This is a genomic window from Paraburkholderia sp. GAS448 (assembly GCF_050435685.1).
GTDB lineage: Bacteria > Pseudomonadota > Gammaproteobacteria > Burkholderiales > Burkholderiaceae > Paraburkholderia.
In genome coordinates, this window is record NZ_JBNDKT010000001.1 from 197,164 (window position 1) to 220,701 (window position 23,538).

22 protein-coding genes are annotated in these 23,538 nt (G+C 63.4%); 5 read left to right on the forward strand and 17 right to left on the reverse strand.

What is annotated here, in order from left to right; translation table 11 throughout:
• Window positions 1-6: 6 nt before the first annotated feature.
• Window positions 7-258 carry a hypothetical protein gene (locus tag P3T23_RS00875; RefSeq protein ID WP_429314307.1) on the forward strand — a complete coding sequence of 84 codons (252 nt, stop codon included), beginning with the start codon at window positions 7-9 and terminating at the stop codon, window positions 256-258.
• A gap of 65 nt (window positions 259-323) precedes the next feature.
• Here P3T23_RS00875 and P3T23_RS00880 read toward each other — a convergent pair whose 3' ends face one another.
• The 11 genes from P3T23_RS00880 to P3T23_RS00930 all read right to left on the reverse strand — a co-directional run bounded on the left by P3T23_RS00880 (window position 324) and on the right by P3T23_RS00930 (window position 14,392).
• A complete protein-coding gene (locus P3T23_RS00880; RefSeq protein ID WP_429314308.1) occupies window positions 324-1,532 on the reverse strand; it encodes an ABC transporter substrate-binding protein in 1,209 nt (402 codons plus the stop codon).
• Window positions 1,533-1,683: 151 nt separating this feature from the next.
• The gene (locus tag P3T23_RS00885; RefSeq protein WP_429314309.1) at window positions 1,684-5,316 is read right to left on the reverse strand and encodes a molybdopterin cofactor-binding domain-containing protein; all 3,633 of its coding nucleotides are present in this window, start codon (window positions 5,314-5,316) and stop codon (window positions 1,684-1,686) included.
• The gene (locus P3T23_RS00890) at window positions 5,313-5,816 is read right to left on the reverse strand and encodes a (2Fe-2S)-binding protein (RefSeq protein ID WP_429314310.1); all 504 of its coding nucleotides are present in this window, start codon (window positions 5,814-5,816) and stop codon (window positions 5,313-5,315) included. Before P3T23_RS00890 ends, P3T23_RS00885 begins: the two co-directional genes overlap by 4 nt.
• A 23-nt stretch (window positions 5,817-5,839) precedes the next feature.
• On the reverse strand, window positions 5,840-7,039 hold the full coding sequence (locus P3T23_RS00895) for an amidohydrolase family protein (RefSeq protein ID WP_429314311.1): 1,200 nt from the start codon (window positions 7,037-7,039) through the stop codon (window positions 5,840-5,842).
• A 63-nt stretch (window positions 7,040-7,102) separates the two neighbouring features.
• Window positions 7,103-7,816, reverse strand: a complete 714-nt coding sequence (locus P3T23_RS00900) for an ABC transporter ATP-binding protein (RefSeq protein WP_429314312.1) — start codon at window positions 7,814-7,816, stop codon at window positions 7,103-7,105.
• Window positions 7,813-8,610 (reverse strand): ABC transporter ATP-binding protein, encoded by a 798-nt coding sequence (locus tag P3T23_RS00905; protein ID WP_429314313.1) that lies wholly within the window; start codon window positions 8,608-8,610, stop codon window positions 7,813-7,815. Before P3T23_RS00905 ends, P3T23_RS00900 begins: the two co-directional genes overlap by 4 nt.
• Window positions 8,607-10,547: an ABC transporter permease gene (locus P3T23_RS00910; RefSeq protein ID WP_429314314.1), complete on the reverse strand. Its 1,941-nt coding sequence runs from the start codon at window positions 10,545-10,547 to the stop codon at window positions 8,607-8,609. Before P3T23_RS00910 ends, P3T23_RS00905 begins: the two co-directional genes overlap by 4 nt.
• A 73-nt stretch (window positions 10,548-10,620) precedes the next feature.
• Window positions 10,621-11,205: an amino acid synthesis family protein gene (locus tag P3T23_RS00915; RefSeq protein ID WP_429314315.1), complete on the reverse strand. Its 585-nt coding sequence runs from the start codon at window positions 11,203-11,205 to the stop codon at window positions 10,621-10,623.
• A 66-nt stretch (window positions 11,206-11,271) separates the two neighbouring features.
• Entirely contained in the window at window positions 11,272-11,862 is a 591-nt protein-coding gene (locus P3T23_RS00920; RefSeq protein ID WP_429314316.1) for an amino acid synthesis family protein, read from the reverse strand.
• Complete coding sequence (locus tag P3T23_RS00925) at window positions 11,838-12,797, reverse strand: UPF0280 family protein (protein ID WP_429314317.1); 960 nt, start codon at window positions 12,795-12,797, stop codon at window positions 11,838-11,840. Before P3T23_RS00925 ends, P3T23_RS00920 begins: the two co-directional genes overlap by 25 nt.
• Window positions 12,798-12,802: 5 nt before the next feature.
• Window positions 12,803-14,392, reverse strand: coding sequence for a 6-hydroxynicotinate reductase (locus P3T23_RS00930; protein WP_429314318.1), 1,590 nt, complete (start codon window positions 14,390-14,392; stop codon window positions 12,803-12,805).
• Window positions 14,393-14,657: 265 nt separating this feature from the next.
• On the opposite strand from P3T23_RS00930, the gene fdxA reads away from it, so the two are divergent.
• From fdxA to P3T23_RS00945, 3 genes are all read left to right on the forward strand, one after another.
• Window positions 14,658-14,981: a ferredoxin FdxA gene (gene fdxA / locus P3T23_RS00935; RefSeq protein WP_429314319.1), complete on the forward strand. Its 324-nt coding sequence runs from the start codon at window positions 14,658-14,660 to the stop codon at window positions 14,979-14,981.
• Window positions 14,982-15,089: 108 nt separating this feature from the next.
• Window positions 15,090-16,181, forward strand: a complete 1,092-nt coding sequence (locus tag P3T23_RS00940) for an NAD(P)/FAD-dependent oxidoreductase (RefSeq protein WP_429314320.1) — start codon at window positions 15,090-15,092, stop codon at window positions 16,179-16,181.
• Between the two features lie 83 nt (window positions 16,182-16,264).
• Complete coding sequence (locus tag P3T23_RS00945; protein WP_429314321.1) at window positions 16,265-16,969, forward strand: TetR family transcriptional regulator; 705 nt, start codon at window positions 16,265-16,267, stop codon at window positions 16,967-16,969.
• A 21-nt stretch (window positions 16,970-16,990) separates the two neighbouring features.
• On the opposite strand, the gene pcaC is transcribed toward P3T23_RS00945, so the two are convergent.
• The 6 genes from pcaC to pobA all read right to left on the reverse strand — a co-directional run bounded on the left by pcaC (window position 16,991) and on the right by pobA (window position 22,483).
• Window positions 16,991-17,380 (reverse strand): 4-carboxymuconolactone decarboxylase, encoded by a 390-nt coding sequence (gene pcaC / locus P3T23_RS00950; protein WP_429314322.1) that lies wholly within the window; start codon window positions 17,378-17,380, stop codon window positions 16,991-16,993.
• Window positions 17,377-18,168 (reverse strand): 3-oxoadipate enol-lactonase, encoded by a 792-nt coding sequence (gene pcaD / locus P3T23_RS00955; protein WP_429314323.1) that lies wholly within the window; start codon window positions 18,166-18,168, stop codon window positions 17,377-17,379. The genes pcaC and pcaD overlap by 4 nt, the downstream gene beginning before the upstream one ends.
• Before the next feature lie 5 nt (window positions 18,169-18,173).
• Window positions 18,174-19,553, reverse strand: a complete 1,380-nt coding sequence (locus P3T23_RS00960) for a 3-carboxy-cis,cis-muconate cycloisomerase (protein ID WP_429314324.1) — start codon at window positions 19,551-19,553, stop codon at window positions 18,174-18,176.
• A 109-nt stretch (window positions 19,554-19,662) separates the two neighbouring features.
• Window positions 19,663-20,325, reverse strand: coding sequence for a 3-oxoacid CoA-transferase subunit B (locus tag P3T23_RS00965; protein WP_429314325.1), 663 nt, complete (start codon window positions 20,323-20,325; stop codon window positions 19,663-19,665).
• Window positions 20,326-20,338: 13 nt separating this feature from the next.
• Window positions 20,339-21,028, reverse strand: coding sequence for a 3-oxoacid CoA-transferase subunit A (locus P3T23_RS00970; protein WP_429314326.1), 690 nt, complete (start codon window positions 21,026-21,028; stop codon window positions 20,339-20,341).
• Window positions 21,029-21,301: 273 nt separating this feature from the next.
• On the reverse strand, window positions 21,302-22,483 hold the full coding sequence (gene pobA, locus P3T23_RS00975) for a 4-hydroxybenzoate 3-monooxygenase (protein WP_429314327.1): 1,182 nt from the start codon (window positions 22,481-22,483) through the stop codon (window positions 21,302-21,304).
• Window positions 22,484-22,604: 121 nt separating this feature from the next.
• On the opposite strand from pobA, the gene P3T23_RS00980 reads away from it, so the two are divergent.
• Window positions 22,605-23,528 carry a LysR family transcriptional regulator gene (locus P3T23_RS00980; RefSeq protein ID WP_133665437.1) on the forward strand — a complete coding sequence of 308 codons (924 nt, stop codon included), beginning with the start codon at window positions 22,605-22,607 and terminating at the stop codon, window positions 23,526-23,528.
• Window positions 23,529-23,538 lie beyond the last annotated feature (10 nt).

A 23,538-nucleotide genomic window follows, 5' to 3' on the forward strand; every position in this document is an offset into this window, starting at 1 on the left:
GCCATCATGAAACCACCATCGATACGCGCGGGTACCCACATCGAAGGCGTTCACTGGATCGCCGAATATATCGAAACGGCCCATGAAATCCGGCTATTTCGCGAGGGGCAGGAAGTCGATGTTCACGACGCGCCGTCGGCGCTCTTTGGCGACGAAGAGAACGCCGGTTCGAAAAGCGGCCGTGATCACCGGGCCGCGGAAGCCGCCGTTCTCGCTTATCTGCGCCACTTCGTCGCCGAGCACGATCACGAGGAATAGCACGCGCCGCGTGCCAACCGCGCGCGGCGGCGATCATCGGCCCCCGCGCGACGGCCACGCAACGCTTATTCCGCCGTGCGCAGCTTCTTCACTTCGGCGTCTGACGGCTGCACGCTTGCGCCGTCGATGTAGCGATACGACGTCATCACACCCTTGCCGTCCTTCACGCCGGTCACGCCCACATAAGCGCCCATCGTCGACTGATTGTCCTGCGCGCGATACGTGATCGGCCCGAACGGCGTGTCGACACCGAGCCCCTTGAACGCGGCAGCCAGCTTGTCTGGATCGGTCGAACCGGCTTTCTTCAGTCCGGCCGCAATCGACATCAAGGCCGAATAACCCACCACCGATCCCAGCCGCGGATAGTCGTGGTATTTCGCCTGGTAAGCGTCGACGAACTTCCTGTTCGCCGCGGTATCGATCGAATACCAGGGGTAGCCCGTCACGATCCAGCCCGTCGGCGCTTCGGCGCCCAGCGGATCGAGATAGTCCGGCTCGCCGGTCAGCAGCGATACGACGCTGCGGTCCTTGAAGAGACCGCGTGTATTGCCTTCACGCACGAACTTGCCGAGGTCGGCGCCAAACAGCACGTTGAAAATCGCATCGGGCTTCGCGTCGGCCAGCGCCTGCGTCACTGCGCCAGCATCGAGCTTGCCGAGCGGCGTCGCCTGTTCGGTTACGAATTCGACGTCCGGTTGCGCAGCCTTCATCAGCTTCTTGAACGTGGCGACCGCCGATTGCCCATACTCATAGTTCGGATAGACGAGCGCCCAGCGCTTCCTGTTGAGCTTCACCGCCTCGGGTACCAGCATCGCGACCTGCATATACGTCGACGGGCGCAGACGGTACGTGTATTTGTTGCCGTCGGCCCAGACGATCTTGTCTGTCAGCGGTTCGGCGGCAAGGAAAAAGATCTTCTTCTGCTTCGCGAAGTCGGACAGCGCAAGGCCCGTGTTCGACAGGAAGCCGCCAAACAGCAACTGCACCTGTTCGTTTGCGATCAGTTCCTGGGCGACGCGAATGGTATCGCCCGGATTGCCGTTATCGTCGCGGGAGATCACCTCCAGCTGCTTGCCGAGCACCCCACCCGCCGCGTTGATCTGCTCGAGCGCGAGGTTCCAGCCGTTCTTGTACGGGCCGAGAAAGGCCGGTTGTGCCTTGTAGCTATTGATTTCACCGATCTTGATCGTCTGCTGGGCCGTGGCGCCGAGCGCCGTCAGCGATAGCGTCAACGAGACAGTCAAGCGAGAGATCCATCCTGCGCGCGTGGTCATGCTTTTCTCCGTTATCAGGGGGATTGCGGGAATGCTGTGAGTTCGGGTCCGGCCAGGTTCAGTGCTCAGTGCAAGGTCCAGCAGAGCGCGGGCCAAGCTGGTCAATCTGGTCAAGCGAAGCGCCGCGCGAGCCGCCGCGTGAAGCGACATGCTAATAGGCCTGCGCATCGGCGCGCGAATCGGCCCGAATCCGCGCGACCGTCGCCTCGACGTTCTGCCATGCGGGCTTGCCGCCCGCGAACTGCTGCCGCAGGTGCGCCACGAGTTCGGCGACCTGGGCATCGTTGAAGCTGTCGCGGTAAGCCGGCATCGTACCGAGTTCCGGCTGCGCAGGCGAGCCAATCCCATCGAGAATCACGCGTATCAGGTTGTCCGGCGTCGCGCTGTGCAGGTTCGTGTTGAGTGCAAGCGAAGGATGCGCCCCGAAGAGTTGCGGCCCGCCGCCCATGTGGTGACACGCGGCGCATGCGCCGTCGAAGAGCTTCGCACCGAGGCTGGACGCCATGGCGGTTGCGGAGCTGGCCTTCTCGTACTCACGCGCGAGTGCCTGCGGATCCGCGTTCGGTTCGGCGGGATTGAGCGACGCGAGGTAGGTTGCCATCGCGCGAACGTCGGCGTCGGGTAACGCCGACAGTTCGCTGACCACGGCCGCCATCGGGCCCGCCGCCACACCGTGCAGTTTCGCGTGACCGAAGCGCAGATAGCTGAACAGTTCGTCTTCAGTCCAGGGCACCGGCGCGTCTGAGCGCGTCGTGAGCGCTGGCGCCTGCCAGCCGTCGGCGGTGCCGCCTGACAGAAACGCCGCGCCGGTCTTCTCTGCGCCTAGCGCATTGCGCGGCGTATGACAGGCGCTGCAATGACCGAGTCCGTTGACGAGATACGCGCCGCGATTCCACTGCGCAGTCTGCGCGGGATCGTGAGCAACCGTGTTCCGGCCTAGAAACAGGCCGTTCCAGACAGCCATCAACGGCCGCACGCTGAACGGGAAGGCGAGCTTCGTTTCGGGCGGCCGCGAGCGGACCGGGGTCTGCGACATCAGGTACGCGTAAAGCGCTTTCAGGTCGTCGTCGGAGACGTTTTTGAACGACGTGTATGGAAACGCGGGGTACAGGTGCCGGCCGTCGCGATGGATGCCCTGGCGCATCGCGCGCACGAACGCATCGAGGGACCAGTTGCCGATGCCCGTCTGCGCGTCCGGCGTGATGTTCGTGCTGTACACGGTGCCGAACGGCGTATCGAGCGGCAGGCCGCCCGCATTCGGCACGCCATTGTGCGCAGTGTGGCAAACGGCGCAATCGCCTGCGGCGGCGAGCACTTTTCCGCGTGCGACCAGGTCCGGGGCGAACGCGCCTGCGAGCGGCGGCGCGATCGGTGCGATGGGTTGCGGCGCAAGCGACATCGCACCGAGCAAGCCCGCTGCGCCTGCTGCCAGCGCGCCGAGCAAGCCGAAACGCCAGCGTTTCTTGCGGCGGCCCGCTTTCTCTTCCGCCTGCGCATCGGCCAGTGCGGCGCGGATCACATCCGGCGTAAAGGGCGGCCGGCGAAAGCGCACGCCGGTCGCGTCGAACAACGCATTCGCGATGGCGGCCGCACCAGGCAACGACGCGGATTCGCCGGTGCCCATCGGCGGCTCGCCGTGACGCGGCATCATCACCACATCGATCACGGGCACTTCGCGGAACGTCAGGATCGGATAGGCGCCCCACTCCTGACTCGTGACCGCCGTGCCGCCGAACGTCACGCGCTCCTTCAACGCACGGCTGGTCGCCTGAATCACGTTGCCGTGGATCTGATGGCGCACGCCGTCGGGATTTACCATCGTCCCCGTGTCCTGCCCGACGACGACGCGCTTTACAGCGAGTTCACCGCTCTTTCTGTTGACCTCGATATCGGCGACCCAGGCTGCCCATGCCGCACCGAAGCCCGGAAACTTGCTGTGCACATAGCGGGCGTACGCGAACCCGCGTCCATGTGCGATGTCGTTCTGCTCCTCGTCAGTGTCTTGGTTCCGCTTCGGCGCCATGGCGCGCGGCACCCACCCGGCCTTTTCCGCAGTGGCCTTCACAAGATCGATCGCGCGCGGATCGGTCAGGTGCTGCAAACGAAATTCGACCGGGTCGATGCCTGCTTCGGCAGCAAGTTCGTCAATGAACGATTCGTGCGCGAACGTATTCGGCAATGCGGACACGCCGCGCAGCCACGAAGCACGCACGATCGGCGGCGTGTCGTCGCAGACCACACGCATCGACTGATAATCGTAAGGCGGCACCGCCGTACGGTCGCCCATTTCAAATACCTGCGGCTGGGGGGGAATCGCGCCGGTCAACAGCAACGCGAGCGTGGGCGCGTCGTTCGATGGATAACGCGTCGCGAAGTCATAGCCCGTCAGCACGCCGTTCGCATCGACCGCGCCGCGCACGTCCATCAATTGCGCCGCGCCTTTTGGCTCCCATGCGTGCTCGTCTTCCCGCGACAGTTGCACGCGCACCGGTTTTCCCACGGCACGCGACAGGAGTGCTGCGTCGGCGGCAACGTCGTCGGCACAGTTGCGGCCGTAGCAGCCCGCCGCTTCCATTCTGACGACCTCGATCTGCGCTTCATCGAGCGAGAGGAGCAGCGCAAGGTCCGCCCTCAGTGAATGGGGATTCTGCGTGCCCGACCAGACCTTGAGCGTCCCATCCCGATAGTCAGCGACCGCACAGGACGGCCCGATCGATGCGTGCATCTGAAACGGCCATACATAGGTGCGTTCCAGCGTTTTGGCTTCCTTCGCGAGCACCGCATCGACGGCACCCTCGATTAGCAGATCGCGACGCTTCGCCGGATTCGCTCGCAACGCGGCTTCGACTTGTTCGCTGCTATCGAGTGCGGGAATGCCCTCTACTGGTTTCCATCGCACATCGAGCCGCTTCGCCGCTTTCTGCGCGACCTCTTCGCGCTCTGCCACGATACCGACGAAATCGCGAATCACAACAACCTTCACGATGCCGGGCATATCGCCCACGGACGCTTCATCGACATGTACGAGGCTATTGCCGATGAAATCGCCCTGTGCGATGCCCGCATACGGCGGACGCACCACACGCCCATGCAGCATGCCCGGCACGCGCACGTCGTGAACGAAAGTCAGTTCGCCCGTGGCTTTAGCCGGAATATCGACCCGCGGCGTACTTCTGCCGACGATGCGGTATTCGTCCGGCGACTTCACCAGCGTCTCCGGCGAGAGCTTTAATTCGATACGCCGCCCTGCGATCAGCTCGGCGTAGCCGATCCCTTCTGCGATATCGCCGCCCCGGCGGTGCACGATGCCATCGCGCACATCGAGCGATCCCGCGTGGACATTCCAGCGTTGCGCCGCCTCTCCGACGAGAAACTGCCGCGCCTGAGCCGCAGCCTGACGCAGCGGCACCGCCGAAATCTGGATCGTTGCGCTTGCAATCGTCGGCCCCTGGTTCGGCGCATCGCCGGTGTGCCCCAGCACCACGCCGACCCGCGTCAGCGGCACATCGAGTTCTTCCGCGACGATCTGCGCCAGCGCCGTGCCGATCCCGGTGCCAAGATCGACGTGCCCGTTGAACGCGACCACGCTGCCGTCGCCGCGTACCGCGAGGAACAGATCGGGCTCGGTCGGCACGTGTGAAGACCTCGAACCCGGTTGCCCGATCGCTGGCCTCGCGGGCGGCTGCGCTGGCCGCGTCACGATCAGCACGTTCGTGCTGTCGAACAACATCTGCCGCGATACAGGCTCGCGACGGCGATCGACGCTGAAGTCCGGCCCGGTCATGCGTGGCCTCCGGCGTTTTCATTCCGCGCGGCAAGCAGTTCAGCCGCGCGCTGCACGGCACGCACAATCTCGACGTGCGTGCCGCAGCGACAAAGATTGCGCGACAGCTCACGCCGGATCACATCGATATCCGGATGCGGATCGCGATCGAGCAATGCCTTTGCGGTCATGATCATGCCGTTCAGACAATAGCCGCACTGCGCGGCCTGTTCTTCGATAAAGGCCTGCTGAACCGGATGCAGCGCGCGGCGTGTGCCCAGACCTTCGAGCGTCGTGATCTCGCGGCCCAGCGCGACCCTGGCGGTGGTCACGCAGGCACGCGTCGGCATGCCATCCAGCAAAACGGTGCAGGCGCCGCATTCGCCCAGGCCGCAGCCGAACTTCGGGCCATTCAACTCCAGATCGTTACGCAACAGGTAGAGCAGAGGCGTGTCGACGTCGGCGTCAACGCGATGCGTTGCGCCGTTCACGTTGAGCGTCAGTGGCGCCGGACGGTTCATCGCCTGAACGTGCTTGCGGGTGATCAGACCACGACCGGCACTTCGGTGGCCGGCGGCGTGTTGCGGCTGCGTCGGCAGCGAATCAGGCCGTCGATCATCACCATACCGACGCCGGGCACGTCGCCCAGTTGCACGCTCTCCAGCAAAGTACCGCCCGCTGTGTGCTGCGCGCGGTCCATGAACACCAGATCCGCGGGACGCCCCGTTTCGATCAAGCCCTGGCGAAGATTGCGTTGACGCGCCGTGTTCCCCGTCGCGAAGCAGAAGGCGATTTCAGCGGGCACGTCCGCGAGGCTCGAAAGCAGCGCGATCATCCGCAGAATGCCGAGCGGCTGCACACCGGAGCCGGCCGGGCTATCCGTGCCGAGGATGATCCGATGCGGACACTTGAGTTCGATCGCATGACGCGCGGTCAGGAGCGCGATGCGCTCATTGCCGTTGTGGACGATTTCGAGCGCGCGGGTGGACTGCTCGCACAGATCGCAGACATGTTTGTACGGCAGCGACGTATGGCCGCCGTTGATATGGCCGATGACATCGGCATCGGCGGCGAGCACGACGTCCTTGTCGATCAATCCGGAACCGGGGATCGACGGGCCGCCTGTGTGAATCGTGCTCTGGATGCCATACTTGCGCGCCCAGGCGACCATCTGGCCTGCTTCCTCGCCAGCTTTCACGCTCCCCAGCCCGACTTCGCCCAGCAGCCTGACGCCCGCGTCGGCAAGTTCCTTGAAGTCGGACTCGACCATGCCCTTCTCGATCACCGGTGCGCCGGCCAGCACCTTCACGCCGCCACCGACGCCCGCACCACGCATCCCTTCAAACGAACGCTGTGCGGTGATCGCAAGCGCCTTCACGCCGATCACATCTTTCGGGCGGCCCGGCAAATGCACTTCGCCGGCAGAGATCATCGTCGTCACGCCGCCGTTCAGGTTCGATTCGATCCAGCCCATCTGATTCTGACGCGGTGTCCAGTCTCCGAAAACCGGATGCACATGGGAATCGATGAGCCCGGGCGCGACCGCCGTACCCTTGCAATCGATCGTTGTGCGAGCACCTTCCAGGTCGCAGTCCTTTTCCCTGCCCGCCGCGACAATCATGCCGTCATCGATTACGATCGTGTCCGCATCGAGAATCGGCCTGTCGATATCGCCCGATAACATCAAGCCGATGTTCTTGACGACGACCTTCCCCGAAGTGCCCGTCAACGTCTCTGCTGCCATCTGCTTCTCCTTTCGCCACGTTCGCCACGACAGTGCGGTGCGCCAGTTTCCGCTCCGCTGACCTCAAACGCTCAGATACGCGCGCCTGACTGTTTCGTTCTTCGCAAGTTCGCCGATCGTGCCGCTAAAGCGGATCTGCCCTTTTTCAAGGACGTACGCACGGTCGCTAACCAGTTCGGCAAAGTGCAGGTTCTGTTCCGACAGCAGGATCGACAGCCCCTCGCGCTTCAGTTCGAGAATCATGTTCGCCATCTGTTCGACGATCACCGGCGCGACGCCCTCGGACGGTTCATCGAGCAGCACGAGATAGGGATTGCCCATCAGCGTGCGCGATACGGTCAACATTTGCTGCTCGCCGCCGCTCATCTGCCCACCGGGGCGCTTCGGCATTTCGCCGAGATTGGGGAAGAGGCGAAACAGCTTGTCAGGCGTCCATTGCGGCGCGCCCTCGCGCGGCGGCTGGCGACCGGCATCGAGGTTTTCCATCACGGTGAGATCGGCGAACACGCGCCGGTCTTCCGGCACGAAGCCCATGCCCATCCGCGCGATGCGGTACGGCGCGAAGGTCGTGATGTTCGTGCCGCGAAAACGCACTTCGCCCTGTTTGCGCGGCAAGAGCCCCATGACCGCCTTCATCGTCGTCGACTTGCCCGCGCCGTTGCGCCCCATCAGGGCAACCACTTCGCCTCGGCCGACTTCAAGCCCGACATCGAACAGGATGTGCGCGCGACCGTAGAACGCGTTGAGGCTCGACACCTTGAGCATCGGCTCGCTCATTGCAGCGCTCCCTGTGAATCCGGACCGGCAAGCGACGCGCGCGGCTGGAACGTCTTGCCGGTGCCGAAATACACCTCCTGCACGCGCGTATCGTTACGGATCGCCTCCGCGCTGCCTTCGGCGATCAGCTTGCCGCGTGCGAGCACGATCATGCGGTCTGCGTAAGCGAATACGACATCCATGCTGTGTTCCGTGAAAAGCACGCCAATCTGCCGTTCGGTGACGAGACGTTTGGTGAGCGCCATCAGGTCGTTGCGCTCTTTCGGCGCCATGCCTGCGGTCGGCTCGTCCATCAGCAGCAGCTTCGGACGGTTGGCGAGCGCAATCGCCAGTTCGACGCGTTTGACGTCGCCATACGCCAATACGCCGCACGCGCGATGCGCGTCTGCAGCCATGCCGACCTGTTCGAGCAGACTCATCGCCTCGTCCGCGTACCAGGACGAGGTCGCTTTCCAGAGACCAAACAGCTTGCGCTCACGCGAAACCAGCGCCATCTGCACGTTTTCCAGCACGGTCATCGAATTGAAGGTCGCGGCAATCTGGAACGTGCGGCCAACCCCCAGCCGCCAGATATCGCGCGGACGACGCCCAACGAGTTCGTGCCCATCGAACACGATCGAACCCGACGACGGGCGCAACTGGCCGTTGACCATGTTGAAGCAGGTGGACTTGCCCGCGCCGTTCGGCCCCAGCAATGCCAGCAGCTGACCGGCTTCGAGATCGAACGACACGCCGTCGACCGCCTTGAGGCCGCCAAACGACTTCGACAGTCCGGACACGCGCAACAGGCTCATAGGCCCTCCTTCACCGCGGCGCCCGGTGCGCGCGTGCTGGCATCGCCATTCCTGGTGGTGACATCGTCATCGCCGAAGCGCTCGCGAATGAAGCCGACGATACCTTGCGGAAACGCGATCACGAGCAGCAGGATCGCAAAGCCGAGCAGTGCCTGCCAGTAGTCGGTCTGACGGGCGACCGTATCCTCCAGCCAGGTGAACACCGCGGCGCCGACGATCGGACCCGTCAGCGTCTGCAGACCGCCGAGCAACACCATCACGAGACCGTCGACCGAACGGCTCACGCTGATCACTTCAGGCGAGATCGTGCCCTTCGAAAACGCGTACAGCGAGCCGGCCAGCCCGCAAAACAGCGACGCAATGACAAACGCCGCCCATTGCACCCGCTTGACGTCGATGCCAATCGCCTCGGCTCGCAGCGCCGAATCGCGCGACGCGCGCATTGCATAGCCGAGCGGCGAGAACAGCATCCTGCGCAACAACCACACGCCAATGACAGCGCACACCAGCGTCAGGTAGTAATACGCAACGGGCGACGAAAGCCAGTTCGACGGCCACAGGCCGAGAATGCCATTACTGCCGCCGGTGACGTCATCCCACTGGAACACGACGGACCAGACGATCTGCGCGAACGCGAGCGTCAGCATCGCGAGATAAACGCCGGAGAGCCGCACGCAAAACCAGCCGAACACGAGAGCGCCAACGACGGCAAGCAGCGGGCCGAGCAGCAACGCGGCTTCCATCGGCAGATTGACGACCTTGAGAAAGAGCGCTGCGCCGTACGCACCGAGCCCGAAGTAGGCGGCATGCCCGAACGAATGCATCCCTCCCGGCCCCATGATGAAATGCAGGCTCGTCGCAAACAGCACCGCGATCAGGATTTCGACGAGCAGGACGGGCATATACGGAAACGCGCTCGCGGCGAGCGGCGCGAGCGCAAGCACGAGAAGCGCCACCACCGCGAGTACCGCCAGGCGCTTGCCCGCCGGCCGCAGCGGAGCTTCGGGCGCAGCCATTGCGCGCACCGTCGCAGTGGCACGACCCAGCAGCCCCCAGGGCCGCACGACGAGCACCACGGCCATCACGACGAATTCGGCAACCAGCGTGAACTTGCTCAACGAAAGATCGATGCCGCCAATCGACACGTTGCCGATGCCGATACAAAGCGCCTTGATTTCAGCGATCAGCAACGCGGCAACAAACGCGCCAGGGATCGAACCCATCCCGCCGACCACCACGACCACGAACGCATTGCCGATCGTTTCCAGATCCAGCGACAGGTTCGCCGACATGCGCGGCACCTGAAGCGCGCCGCCCAGTCCGGCCAGAAATGCGCCGACAAAGAACACACCGGTGAACAGCCACGCCTGGTTGATGCCCAGCGCGCCGAGCATCTCGCGATCCTGGGTGGCCGCGCGCACGAGCGTACCCCAGCGGGTGCGCGTCAACCCATACCAGAGAACGAGCAGCACGAGCGGGCCGATGATCATCAGCACGATGTCGTAGGTGGGCAGCGGATGGCCGAGCAGATCGACCGCGCCTGCCAGATGCGGCGCGCGCGGGCCGAACAGATCCTGCGGCCCCCAGATCCATAGTGCCGCATCGCGAAAGACCAGCACGAGCGCGAACGTCGCGAGAAGATTGAACAACTCCGGTGCCTGATAGATGCGCCTGAGCACGATCATCTCGACAAGGGCGCCCAGCACCGCCACCACGAGCGCGGCCGCTAGCACGGAAAACCAGAAGCCGCCGGCTGTCGCCCCAAAGCGGCTGGCGATGCTGTACGCAACGTAAACGCCGATCATGTAGAACGAGCCGTGCGCGAAGTTGACGATGCGCGTCACACCGAAAATCAGCGACAGCCCGGCCGCGACGAGAAAGAGCGCTGACGCATCGGCCAGTCCGTTGACGAGTTGTACCAGCAGGTTCGAAAGCATCGTTGCCCTCAGCGGCTTGCGATCCGGCGCGTCGAAAAAGCTGCGCCCCCTCACACGCTATCAGCGAATTAATTCAGCGCAAACCGTCTTCGCCCTTGATCTCGCTTGCCTGCAATCCGCCGATACGCGGCAGCGGCCGGCCCGACGCCGTGACCGCAACGGCCACGACGATCTCGTTTGCACGCGGCGCGTCGGAGATGCGGGCTTCGATCGCATCGAAATGGCTGCGCACGTAGGCAGCGTCCTTGTGGCCAAGCGGCACGTCGATTGCGGTGCCGAGCGTACCGATCTTTTTCGCTGACGGCACCAGTGCCGCGCCCTTTTCGACAGCGGCCCGCAGTGGCGCGCCCAGCTTCGGATGCAGGATCGCGGCGGCATGCTCGAGTTCGCCCGCTTCACCGACGATCGCCGCCTTGCCGTAACTCTGGGCGTCGCCCGGCGCAATGCCAAGCGCTTCGACGCACTTCGTGCCAAGGAGGCCGCCGAGTTCCTCTCCGGCTTCGATCAGCGCGTCGAGTTTCGCCTCATAGCGTCCCGCATAGGGATTCTCGATCACGGCAATCGCCACAGCGCGCCTGACCGGCGGGTCGATTGTCTGACCCATTTCAATGCGTGTTTCATCGACTTGCACAACCAGCTTGCGAAGCTTGACTGTCATCTCTCTCTCCGTCGTCACCACATCTGTCCAGATGTGCGCCTGAATCGCTAAAGCCGCCCGGCCCGCTTAACGCAGACCGTCCTTGCCGACGATCGCTTCCTTTGCGAGCCCGCCGACGCGCGCATGCACGCGCTGCCCCGTACTCATCGCGAGGATATACACCACCTCATTCGCTGTCGGAGATCCGGGCACGCGCACTTCGATTGCGTCGAAATGACTGCGCACATAGCTTGCGTTGATATGCGTCAGTGGCACATCGAGTGCGGCGGACGGCGGGCCGACCTTCTTGGTCGACGGCACGATCGCGTTGGTCGGTACGCCGTTCTTCTCCAGCAGTTCGCGCATCGCATAGCCGCCGGGCACATGCCACAGCGCGCCGTGTTCGAGTTCTCCCGCCGAGCCGACGATGGCTCCCTTGCCGTAGCCTTCGATCGCCGCGTGCGGCACGTTCATCGCCGCGAGCAGCCGTTGCGCGAGATCGACGCCGATCGGCTTGAGCGCTTCCATGGCATGCTGAATCTCCGGTTCGTAGCGACCGGCGAACGGGTTGGTCATCACCGCGGCAATCGCACCGCGCCGCAGCGGTTGCGCGGGCGCGGGCCCGAACTCGTGAAAAATGTCTTCGACGTGCGTCAGCACGCGGCGTATTTCGAACACGGAGCCTCCGTCTGTTGATTGATGCGACGCGTGCCGCCTGCGCCCGATGCGCGCAACGTGTCGCCTGGATTCATCGTGCCAATGACACGTGTGCGCCATTGCAGGAACAGTGCTGCGCCTTCGATCAACCCCAGGTCGAAGAGACGCGCCGCTTCCACCGCTCCGCGCTCGAGCGCGACATCGATCAGCGGTCGCGGTAGCGCCGGGACGTCGACGGTAACAGGGATATCGCCCAGATCGCTTTCGTCCTTCAGCGACGAAGCCGGACGCCGCACGATACCCGCATGATCGACATCGACGGCATTCGCGATCATGGTGGCGGCCGCGTCGGCCCGCGCCGCCGTGGGCGCCAGCACGGTTACGCTATCCGCGATGCCAAGACTGAAACTGCGGCCGCGCCAGCCGCTTGTCGCAACGCCGCGCACCGGCGTGGCGTAGTCTAGCGTGATGTTCGCATCCAGTGCATCGGCGGCGTCGAGTGGCGTGCCGCCGAAGGTGGCAAGATCGCTGAACACACCGACGCGGTAGGATTCGTTCTGCCCCAGATGAAGTGCGATGTCGCCGCCGTTATTGACGAACGCACGCCGTACGCCAGTTCGCTGGAACGCTTCGATCAGTTCGTCCGCCACGCTGCCTGCGACTGCGGCCATCGGTGTGATGTAGCGCGCTCGATGCGAATGACACGCCTGCCACATTCTGCGCGCGACGGACCCCTGGCAGGGATTATCGGCTTGCGCGGCATCGCCTGCGATCGCGCGTTTCAATAGCGGCAGTTCCGACACAAGCTCCGCGAGGACCGTCGTAAACCGCTGCCAGCCTGCTTCATGCGCTGCCATGACGGCGGCCGCGTCGCCGTCCGCCGAGACGATCAGGTCGATCGGACCGTGCTGCCAATGCCAGCGCCGGTCGTCGAGTTGCATGCGGGTCGCGTTCATTGCGCTTATCCGAGCATCGGCGGTACGCCGAGCGGCCATGGGTTGTCCGTATGCCTGGCGAGCGTGCGGCGAGCAAGCGGTGCGCCTTCCAGGTGATCCGGCCCGTTCGCCAGCACGCTTTCCAGCGAGCGGACCGCTTCCATATGACCGCCCAGATCGCGATACGCGTCGACGGTCATCGAAAATTCGATCGGCGCGACGATCGCCGGCGTGGGGACCGTGCCGAACGAACGGTCGGGCATGCGCGTCACGTCGACCATCACGGTAATGCCGCCGCCTGGCCACACATAGGCTGGCGCTCCGCCGCATGTCACGTTCACCAGACGCTGCTTGATCGCGCGTGTCAGCAGCACGGGGTTTTCGGTTGCGCCGGCGCGCAGGCTACCGCCCGCGCCGCCGATAAACAGCACCGTGGCAAGCGACGGCTCGCAGTTCTCGCCGATGCGCTCTACCGTCCGCTGCACTACGTCCGGCATCGAAGCGAGCTGCGGTACGAGATTCTGATCGAGTTCGTACCATTGCGCGTGCTCGCCGGTTGTCGACACCATCAACAGACGCATGCCGGGGCGCGCAACCGAAGGATCGAAACCTTCGATGATCGCAAGCGGATCCTGGATATCCGTGCCGCCCCAGCCGATGCCGGGATTGGCCACCTGAAAATAGCGGCCCGGCGTCGACTTGCGTCCGCGAATCTTCAGACCGGAACGTGCCATGCCAAGGCAACGTCCCGCCTGGTGCTCGGTCAGCACGCCGGTAATGTGATCGTCAACCACCACGACTTCATCGACGTGACCAAACCATTGTTTCGCGAAGATACCAATCGTGGCCGACCCGCAGCCGACGCGCATCCGTTTTTCTTCGACTCCGTCCACGACGGGCGCCGCGCCCGCGCGAATGACGAGACTCGCGCCGCCGTCGATGGTGAATTCGACCGCTTCCTTGTTCCCAAGTGCCTGCATCATGTCGCAGGTCACGCGGCCTTCCTTCTTGCTGCCGCCTGTCAGATGATGCACGCCGCCGAGGCTCAACATCTGCGAACCATATTCGGCCGTCGTGACGTGGCCGACAATTTCGCCCTGACAGCGCACGTTCGACTGCTCCGGCCCAAGAAAACGATCCGTGTCGATCTTCACCTTGAAGCTACAGTAGCTAAAGATGCCTTCCGTGACGACCGTGACCATATCGACGTCGTCGAGCTTCGAGGACACGATGAAAGGCGCGGGCTTGTAGTCGGGATAGGTGGACGATGCGCCCACGCCAGTGACAAAGAGTGCCTGTTCCTTTACAGGATCCTGCGCCCCGGCCGCTGCACCGAATTCGACCGCGGGCTTTTCCGTTTCCAAAACCGCACGCGATACGAACACCACGGGATCGACGCGAATCAGCCGGCCACCTGCGTTCGCATAGCGGTCGCACGCGCCGGTGCGGCCTTCCGATATCTGACACAACACCGGACAGGCATTGCATTCGATCTTGTTCGACGCCATCCGCTCGCTGCGCGGCGCCGATTTTTCGAGCACGGTGGGACCAGGCGTCGAGGCCACTTCGCCATCGACCCGCTCTGCACCGAAATCGACCTTCGTATGTTCAGTCATGGTGGGGTTTCCATGCAACGACATTACATTCGGTCCCGCCCGGCTAACGAAATAGCCCCTGTTTCAAGGCACTTTCGCGTGACACGCGACGCTTTTCATTTTGAAAAATGTTGCGGTCACTAACCGTTCGTGTAGTATCCGCTACACCAAACTTGATTGAAATCTACTCGATCAAAATAGACTGCGCAACGTCTTTCCCCCATCGGCCGTCATGCTGCGGCGCGCCAATTTTCGCCGCACACCCTCGTGCAGAAGGAGTTTCGCCGTGACTCATGTCGTGACAGAAGCGTGCATCCGCTGCCGCTATACCGATTGTGTCGAGGTCTGCCCGGTCGACTGTTTTCATGCCGGGCCGAACATGCTGGTGATCGATCCGGATGAATGCATCGACTGTGCGGTCTGCGTTGCCGAGTGCCCGGTCAATGCAATTTACGCCGAAGAGGATGTGCCCGCTGCGCAGCAAGCTTTCATTCTGCTGAACGCGGAGCTTGCAGGCACATTTCCCGTGACCACGAAAGCCGAATCGCCGTTCGCCGATGCCGAAACGTGGAAGGACGTCGCCGACAAGCTGCATCTGCTCGAGCGCTAAGGCATCGCTTGCGTCGACTTGCCACTTTTCTGGCAGTTGCGCGCCGCGGACGCGCGCTGCACGCCGTTCCGTCGTTGTTCCGCACTCTACCGATTGCAGGAGAAACCCATGAACGAGGTTGTCGACCATCCAGTCGAGCATCGCACGCACGCCGAACCGCCATCGCCCATCGAAACCGACGCATTGATCGTCGGTGCCGGGCCGGTCGGCCTTTTCCAGGTGTTCGAACTGGGACTGCTGGAAATCAAGGCGCATGTCATCGATTCGCTGCCCGTTGTCGGTGGTCAGTGCGTCGAGCTTTACCCGGACAAACCGATCTACGACATTCCCGCGGTGCCGATCTGTACGGGGCAGGAACTCGCCGATAACCTGCTCAGGCAGATCGAGCCATTCGGCGCGACGTTTCACCTTGGCCAGGAAGTGCAGATCATCGAGCGCCTGACAGATGGCCGTTTCTTCGTGCGTACGAGCAAGGGCACCGAATTCTTTACGAAGACGATTTTCATCGCAGCGGGCGTCGGTTCGTTCCAGCCGCGCACGCTGAAAGTAAGCGGCATCGACAAACATCACGGTCGTCAACTCTTCTACCGCATACGCGATCCTGAACTGTTCCGTGACAAGGACATCGTCATCTGCGGCGGTGGCGACTCTGCGCTCGACTGGGCGCTCAACCTCGTCGACATTGCGCAAAGCGTCGTGCTCATCCATCGGCGCGATGAGTTCCGCGCCGCGCCGGCATCGGTTGCGAAGATGCATGCGCTGTGCGGCGACATGCGAATGCAATGCCTGATCGGCCAGGTCAACGGTTTCGAGGACCATCACGAAGCGCTGCGGCGTATCAAGGTGGCAGGCGGCGACGGTGTCACGCGCACACTTGAACTCGATCATCTGCTGGTGTTCTTCGGACTCTCGCCGCAACTTGGCCCGATTGCACAGTGGGGCCTCGACATCACACGCAGGCAGGTTTCTGTCGATACGGAGAAGTTCGAGACGAATGTGCCCGGCATCTTCGCAGTCGGCGACATCAACACGTATCCGGGGAAGAAGAAGCTGATCCTGTCGGGCTTTCATGAAGCGGCGCTGGCCGCATTCGGCGCAGCCCCGTATATCTTCCCGGACCGCAAGATTCACATGCAGTACACGACGACGAGCACGAAGCTGCACAAGGTACTCGGCGTCGAGTCGCCGGTGTTCGACTGACATCGGCCAGCAAGGCTGGCATCGCGTGATACGCGAGCGTGTACCATGCGATGCCACATCCACACTCCGTATCGAGGCTGCCCATGAGTACGACTGCTGCCCGCAAACCAGGCACCCCCGGCATCCGCGCGAAGCAGGCGCAGGACACGCGCGCGAAGATCCTGCGCGCCGCTATCCGGGTCTTCGCGAAACAGGGTTATGCGAGCGGGCGCGTCGAGAGTATTTCGAAGGCCGCGAAGTCGCACGACAGGATGATCTATTACTACTTCGGCAGCAAGGAGCAGTTGTTCATCGAAGTGCTGGAAACGATCTACTCGCAGTTCAACGAAGCCGAGAGCAAGCTCGATCTGGATCTTGACGACCCGGCGCACGGCCTCGCGCAGATGGTCGAATTCGTCTGGCAGTACTACCTCGACCATCCGGAATTCGTCACGCTGCTGTCGAGCGAAAATCTGCACCAGGGCAAGCACTCGAAGAAATCATCGAAGCTGCGCGAGATTTCGGGCTATGCGATTTCGGTCGTCGAGAAAGTGCTCGACGCGGGCAAAGAGAAGGGCGTGTTTCGCACGCGTGTGCAGGCGCGTGATGTGTACATCATGATCGCGTCGCTCGGGTACTTCTATAACGCCAACCAGTACACGCTTGGCGCCTTCCTCGGTGAGCCGCTGATGGACAAGGCGAAGCTCACGCACTGGTGTGAAGTCATCAAGGAAACGGTCTTGCGGGCGGTGCTGCTGCACGTGCCGGTCGACGGCGACACGCCTGCCGTGTCGCCGCCGGTTCGATGAAAGCCTGGTCAGGTTAGCGCGCTACGACTTCGCGGCGTCGTCTTCGCGGAACAGCTTGTCGGCCAGATGAAATGCCGAGTTCGCTGCCGGCACGCCGCAATAGATCGCCGTCTGTATCAGCACTTCCTTGATCTGCTCACGCGTCACGCCGTTGTTTTTCGCTGCGCGCAGATGCAGCGCGAGCTCTTCACTGCGATTGAGTGCGACCAACATCGCGATGGTCAGCAGGCTGCGCGTGTGACGCGGCAAGCCATCGCGCGTCCAGATCTCGCCCCACGCATAACGCGTGATCAGGTTCTGGAATTCTTCCGTCAGTTCAGTGCGTTTCGCGAGCGACCGGTCGACGTGTGCATCGCCCAGCACTGCACGGCGCACGTTCATGCCGGCTTCATAGCGTTCGTCGTCGGTCATTGCCGCTCCGTCAGGAAGTCGAGTACGGTCTTCGTGAACACGTCGGCCATCTCGATGTTGGAAATATGCGATGCGTCCAGTTCCACATAGCGCGCACCCGGAATCGCGGCGGCGAGTTCCTGGCCTTGTGCCGGCGTCGCCGCGAGATCGTGCGTGCCGCTGATCACAAGCGCAGGCACCTTGATGCCGGGTGCTTCCGGACGCAGATCGGTTGCATCGATGGCCTCGCAGTTCAACGCGTAGCCTTCGGCATCGGTATGCACGAAGACGTCGCGGATCTGCGCCAGCACGAGCGGCTCGCGTTCGAAGAAGCCTGCGGTGAACCAGCGCGGCAAGACCGCATCGGACAGCGTCAGCATCCCTTCCGTACGAGCCCGCGCCGCACGCGGCACCCACACTTCAGGCGAACCGATGCGCGCCGCCGTATTGCACAGCACGACACGATTCAGACGGTTCGCATGACGCGCAGCCAGCGCAACACCGGTCAGGCCGCCCATCGACACGCCGCAGAAATTCGCGCGCTCGATCTTGAGCGAATCCATCAGGCCGAGCACGTCGCCCGTCAGCTGTTCGATCGTGTACGGTCCTTTCGGCGCTGCCGAGTGACCATGACCGCGCGTGTCGTAACGCAGCACACGGAAGTGCTTCGAAAACGCGGCCACCTGCGGCGTCCACATCGACAGATCGCTGCCAAGCGAATTCGACAGCACGATCCACGGCGCGTTGCCGTTCTGTCCACCGTCCACCCGATAATGAATATCGGTGCCGTTCACTGCGGCGTAGGGCATTGCCGTTACTCCTGATCTTTAGCGCGGTTTTCGCACGCGGTGTAGAGGGCCAGCGCGGCGTCCACGTAGGCGTGAGCCTGGCCGACATACTGCGCAGGGTCGAGCAGGCGCTTCAACTGCTCGATCGGAAGATGTTGCGTGACGTTCGCATCAGCGGCGAGCACTTCGAAGAGCGAACGCCCCGTTTGGACCGCCGACTTCGACGCCTTTTCGACGAGATGATGCGCGTCGAGCCGACCGATCCTGTCGCCAAGCGCAAGCATCACGGATTCGCCGAGAATCAGACCGTGCGTCACTTCGAGATTGGCGGTGAGGCGCTCGACGTTCACGTCGAGACCGGACGCAATCTGTTCGATATTCGCCAGCGCGCCGCCTGCAAGGCGCGCGAGGTCCGGCAGCGCGTCCCACTCAGCCTGCCAGCCGCCGAGCGCGCGTTCGTGCTCCTGGACCATACCGGCCAGCACCGTGGCGACGAGCCCCGGCGCACGGGTCGCGGCCGTCAGGACCGCCGCGCAGCCGACCGGGTTGCGCTTGTGCGGCATCGTCGACGAACCGCCCTTCCCCGCTGCCGCAGGCTCGGCCACTTCGCCGAGTTCGGTCTGCATCTGCAGCGAGATATCGCGCGCGATCTTGCCGAGCGTGCCGATCAGCATGCCAAGCACCGATGCAGTCTCGGCAATGCGGTCGCGTTGCGTGTGCCACGGCAGCGTGGGAACGGCGAGTTCGAGTTCTTTGGCGAGGGCCTGCGTCACCGCGGGCGCGGCGTCGCGCAGGCTCGCCAGCGTGCCCGCCGCGCCGCCGAACTGCAGCACAAGCACACGTGCGCGCAGCGCGTCGAGCCGGTCGCGATGGCGTAGCAGCGCGTCGAGCCATTGCGCGAATTTCAGCCCGAGCGTGATGGGCAGCGCCTGCTGCAGCCACGTGCGACCGATCATCGGCGTCGCGCGATGCGTGCGCGCGAGCGCCGCTATCGCGGCGCAGGTCCCTTTTAACTGGGTGTCGAGCAGATCAAACGTGTCGCGCAGTTGCAGGACGGTCGCCGTATCGATGATGTCCTGGCTTGTTGCGCCCCAATGAACGTATTTGGAAGCCTCCGCGTCCACCGCTTTCACCCGGGCAGTCAGCTGCCTGACTAGCGGAATCGCCAGATTGCCGCCGAGCGCGGCATCGCGTGCGAGCGTGTCGGCGTCCAGCTGATCGGCGTGGCAGGTGGCTTCGATCGCGGCAACAGCCGTTTGCGGAATCACGCCATGAGCCGCCGAAGCACGCGCTAGCGCGGCTTCGACGTCGAGCATCCGTTGCAGTGTCGCGCGGGGTGACCAGAGGTCGTTCATCGGCTGCGTGCCGCAGATGAGGCCCGTCAGACGGGCACTGGCTTCGAGCATGATGACGTCAACAATCGAAGGAAGGGATGTCGGCCGCATGTGCCGGCACAGTGTTGAGCGCGGCGCTGGACGGTATGGTCGCCGAACGCCGCGCGACGGTCACGCCGGACTACGCTGCGCTTGCGGCAGGCTGCGTGGCGTCGACGAGCGGAATGCCGGTCAGCTTCTGCAGTTCGGTGAAGTCGATATCGGAGAAAATCTCGCGCACGACGAGACCGTCAGCCGTCACGTCGATCATGGCGAGGTCCGTGTAGATGCGGTCGACGCAGTTCACACCCGTCACCGGATACGAGCATTCAGCGGCGATCTTGCTTTCGCCCTGCTTCGTCAGATGCTCCATCATCACGTACACCTGCTTCGCGCCGATCGCCAGGTCCATCGCGCCGCCGACGGCCGGAATCGCATCGGGCGCACCCGTATGCCAGTTCGCGAGGTCCCCCTTGGCCGAGACCTGGAACGCGCCGAGCACGCAAAAGTCCAGATGGCCGCCGCGCATCATCGCAAACGAATCCGCATGATGGAAATAGGCGCCGCCGGTGAGCAGCGTGACGTGCTGCTTGCCGGCGTTGATCAGTTCGTCGTCTTCCTCGCCTTTGGCGGGCGCGGGGCCCATGCCCAGCAGACCGTTTTCGCTATGCAGGAAGATTTCCTTGCTCGCATCGAGGTGGTTCGCCACTAGCGTCGGCACGCCAATGCCGAGGTTGACATATGCGCCTTCAGGGATGTCCTGTGCGACGCGCTTGGCCATTTCATCGCGGGTCAGTCGTTTCATGTCAGGTCTCCTTTCAGGCCGCAGCGTTTTGATGCGCTGCCTGCGGCACTTCGATCACGCGTTGCACAAAGATGCCGGGGGTCACGATCACTTCCGGATCGAGTCCACCGAGCGGCACCACTTCCGATACCTGTGCAATCGCGGTCTTTGCCGCGCTCGCCATGATCGGGCCAAAGTTACGCGCGGTCTTGCGATAGACCAGATTGCCCCAACGGTCGCCCTTGAGCGCCTTGATCAGCGCGAAGTCTGCGTGAAGCGGCGCTTCGAGCACGTAATGCTTGCCGTCGATGAGGCGCGTTTCCTTGCCCTCGGCGAGTTTCGTGCCGTAGCCGGTCGGCGTGAAAAAGCCGCCGATGCCCGCGCCCGCTGCGCGAATACGCTCTGCGAGATTGCCCTGCGGCACGAGTTCCAGTTCGATTTCGCCGGCGCGGTACAGCGCGTCGAACACGTACGAATCGGTCTGGCGCGGAAACGAGCAGATGATCTTGCGCACGCGCTTCGCTTTCAGCAGCGCCGCGAGGCCGATATCGCCGTTGCCGGCGTTGTTGTTCACGATAGTGAGGTCGCGCGAGCCCTGCTCGATCAGTGCGTCGATCAGTTCGGAGGGCATGCCCGCCGTACCGAAGCCGCCGATCATGATCGTCGCGCCGTCATTGATATCGGCCACCGCCGACTGAAGAGAATCGAATATCTTGTTGATCATGCCAGTTCCCAGTTGGACGCCTTGCGCCGCGCCGCCCAGGAAGGCCGCGCGCGACACCGTCTCCGCGTCGTGATGACTGCGCGTTGCCGGGTTCCGGGATACGCGCGAGCTGCCCGCTAGCGGCTGATGGCTTTTGACTATGGCTTGTCGTCCGCCTGGCTAGCTTGCGAATTGTTCGATACACGAACGCAGATTCGTTTAGCGAACGTTCTGGCGCATTATGAAAGGCGCCAGATCGGCTTGTCAAGGCGGGGACTTCCCCCATGATCCGCATTACGAGGCAAAAGGCAAGCCAACATAGTTCTCCGCAAGCGAGCGCGCAGCCGCCTCGGAAGTCGTCACGTATTTCAGCTCGGACATCTTCAGACGGTTGGCGAACGGCGCGTCGTCATCGAAAGACGGATGCAGCATGTTCGTCATGAAGTACGAAAAGTGCTCGGCTCGCCAGACCCGCTCGAGGCAGCTCGATGAATAGGCGTCCAGCAGATCGTGACGGCCTTGCCGATAGCGCGCCGCGAACGCTTGCGCCAGCACGCGCACATCGGCGACGGCAAGATTCATGCCCTTGGCGCCCGTCGGCGGCACGATGTGCGCTGCGTCGCCGGCCAGGAACAGGCGGCCGTATTGCATAGGCTCGGTCACGAAGCTGCGCATCGGCGTCACGCTCTTCTGCGTGATCGGGCCTTCGCCGGGTGTCCAGCCGTCTTCGCACGCAAAGCGCGTGTGGAGTTCGGACCAGATGCGCTCATCGGACCATTGCGCGAGATCTTCGTCGGGACGGCATTGCAGATACAGGCGCGTCACCGTCGGCGAGCGCATGCTGAAAAGCGCAAAGCCGCGCTCGTGATGCGCGTAGACGAGTTCATCGAGGGTGGGAGGGGCGTCGGCGAGAATGCCGAGCCACGCATAAGGGTAAACGCGCTCATAGGTGCGCAGGACATCGGCGGGAATCGCCGCGCGCGAAATGCCGTGAAAGCCGTCGCAGCCGGCGATGTAATCGCATTCGATGCGCTGCGCGATGCCGCCATGCGTGAAGTGCACCTGTGGCGAACCGCTCGCGACGTCATGCAGCGAGACGTCGCTAACGTCGAAATACAGTTTCTGACCGTTCATCGACGCAGCCGCGATCAGATCGCACACGACCTCGTGTTGCCCGTATACCGTGATCGCCCGGCCGCCCGTGAGCGAGGTGAGGTCGATGCGATGGCGCTGCCCGTCGAACAACAACTCGATGCCGTGGTGCACCAGACCTTCGCGCTTCATACGCTCACCAAGGCCAGCCTCCTTGAGCGTATCGACGGTGCCCTGCTCCAGCACGCCCGCCCGGATGCGGTTCTCGCAGTACTCGCGCGAGCGGGTTTCGATCAGCACCGAATCGATGCCCTGAAGCCGCAGCATATGAGAAAGCAGAAGTCCCGCCGGCCCTGCGCCGACGATGGCGACCTGAGTGCGCATGCCCGTCTCCCGATCATTGATTCGAATGATGAAAACGATTCTGGGCGCATCCCTCAATATGCGGCAATGCGATTTTGAGGATATTCTGTATCCGTCCTTGAGATAGTCATCCGCCGCAGTCATGCCTGAACTCGACCTGAACCTGATCCCCTACCTCGTCGCGATGGAGGACACGCGCAACGTGAGCCGCGCGGCGGAGCGCCTCGGCGTCAGCCAGCCTCGCGTAAGCACCGCGCTGGGCCGGCTGCGCGAGTATTTCGGCGATCCGCTGTTCGTCCGCACGTCGCGCGGCATGGAGCCTACGCCCCGCGCGCTGGCGCTCATCCCGGCCGCGCGCGAGGCGCTCGGCCGCATCGAGAAAGGCATGCTGGAATCGCAGGATTTCGATCCGGCAACCTCGACGCATACGTTCTCGCTCGCGCTATCCGACGTCGGCGAGATCGTGTTCCTGCCGCGTCTGCTACAGCTTTTCGCCGAACGCGCGCCGCATGCCAATCTGCGATCGGTGTCGTTGCCGCCGGCGCATGTCGAACGCGGGCTCGAGTCGGGCGATGTGGACCTCGCGGTCGGCTACTTTCCCGACCTCTCGGGCAACAACTTCTTTCAGCAGCGGCTCTTCACGCACCGCTTCATCTGCCTGCTGCGCAGCGGGCATCCGCTCGCCCGCGCGCCGCTCACGGTGCAGCAGTTCATCGACAGCGGACATGCCGTCGTCCGTGCCGAAGGGCGCAGCCAGGAAGTGCTCGAACAGTTTCTGGAGAAAAAACGCATCCGCCGTCGCGCCGTGCTGGAGACGCCGCACTTCATGAGCCTGCCGTTCATCCTCGCGCGCACGGATCTGATCGCCACGGTGCCGCACGCGATCGGCTTCGCCTACGTCGCCGAACACGCGTCGATCACGATCGTCGAGCCGCCTTTGCCGCTGCCCCGCTTCGATCTTCGGCAGCACTGGCATCGCAAGTTTCATAACGACCCGCGCGGGAGCTGGCTGCGCAGTGTCGTCTCAGAGTTGTTCAACGACGCGATGGACGAATGGCCCAAATAACGAAGCGCGC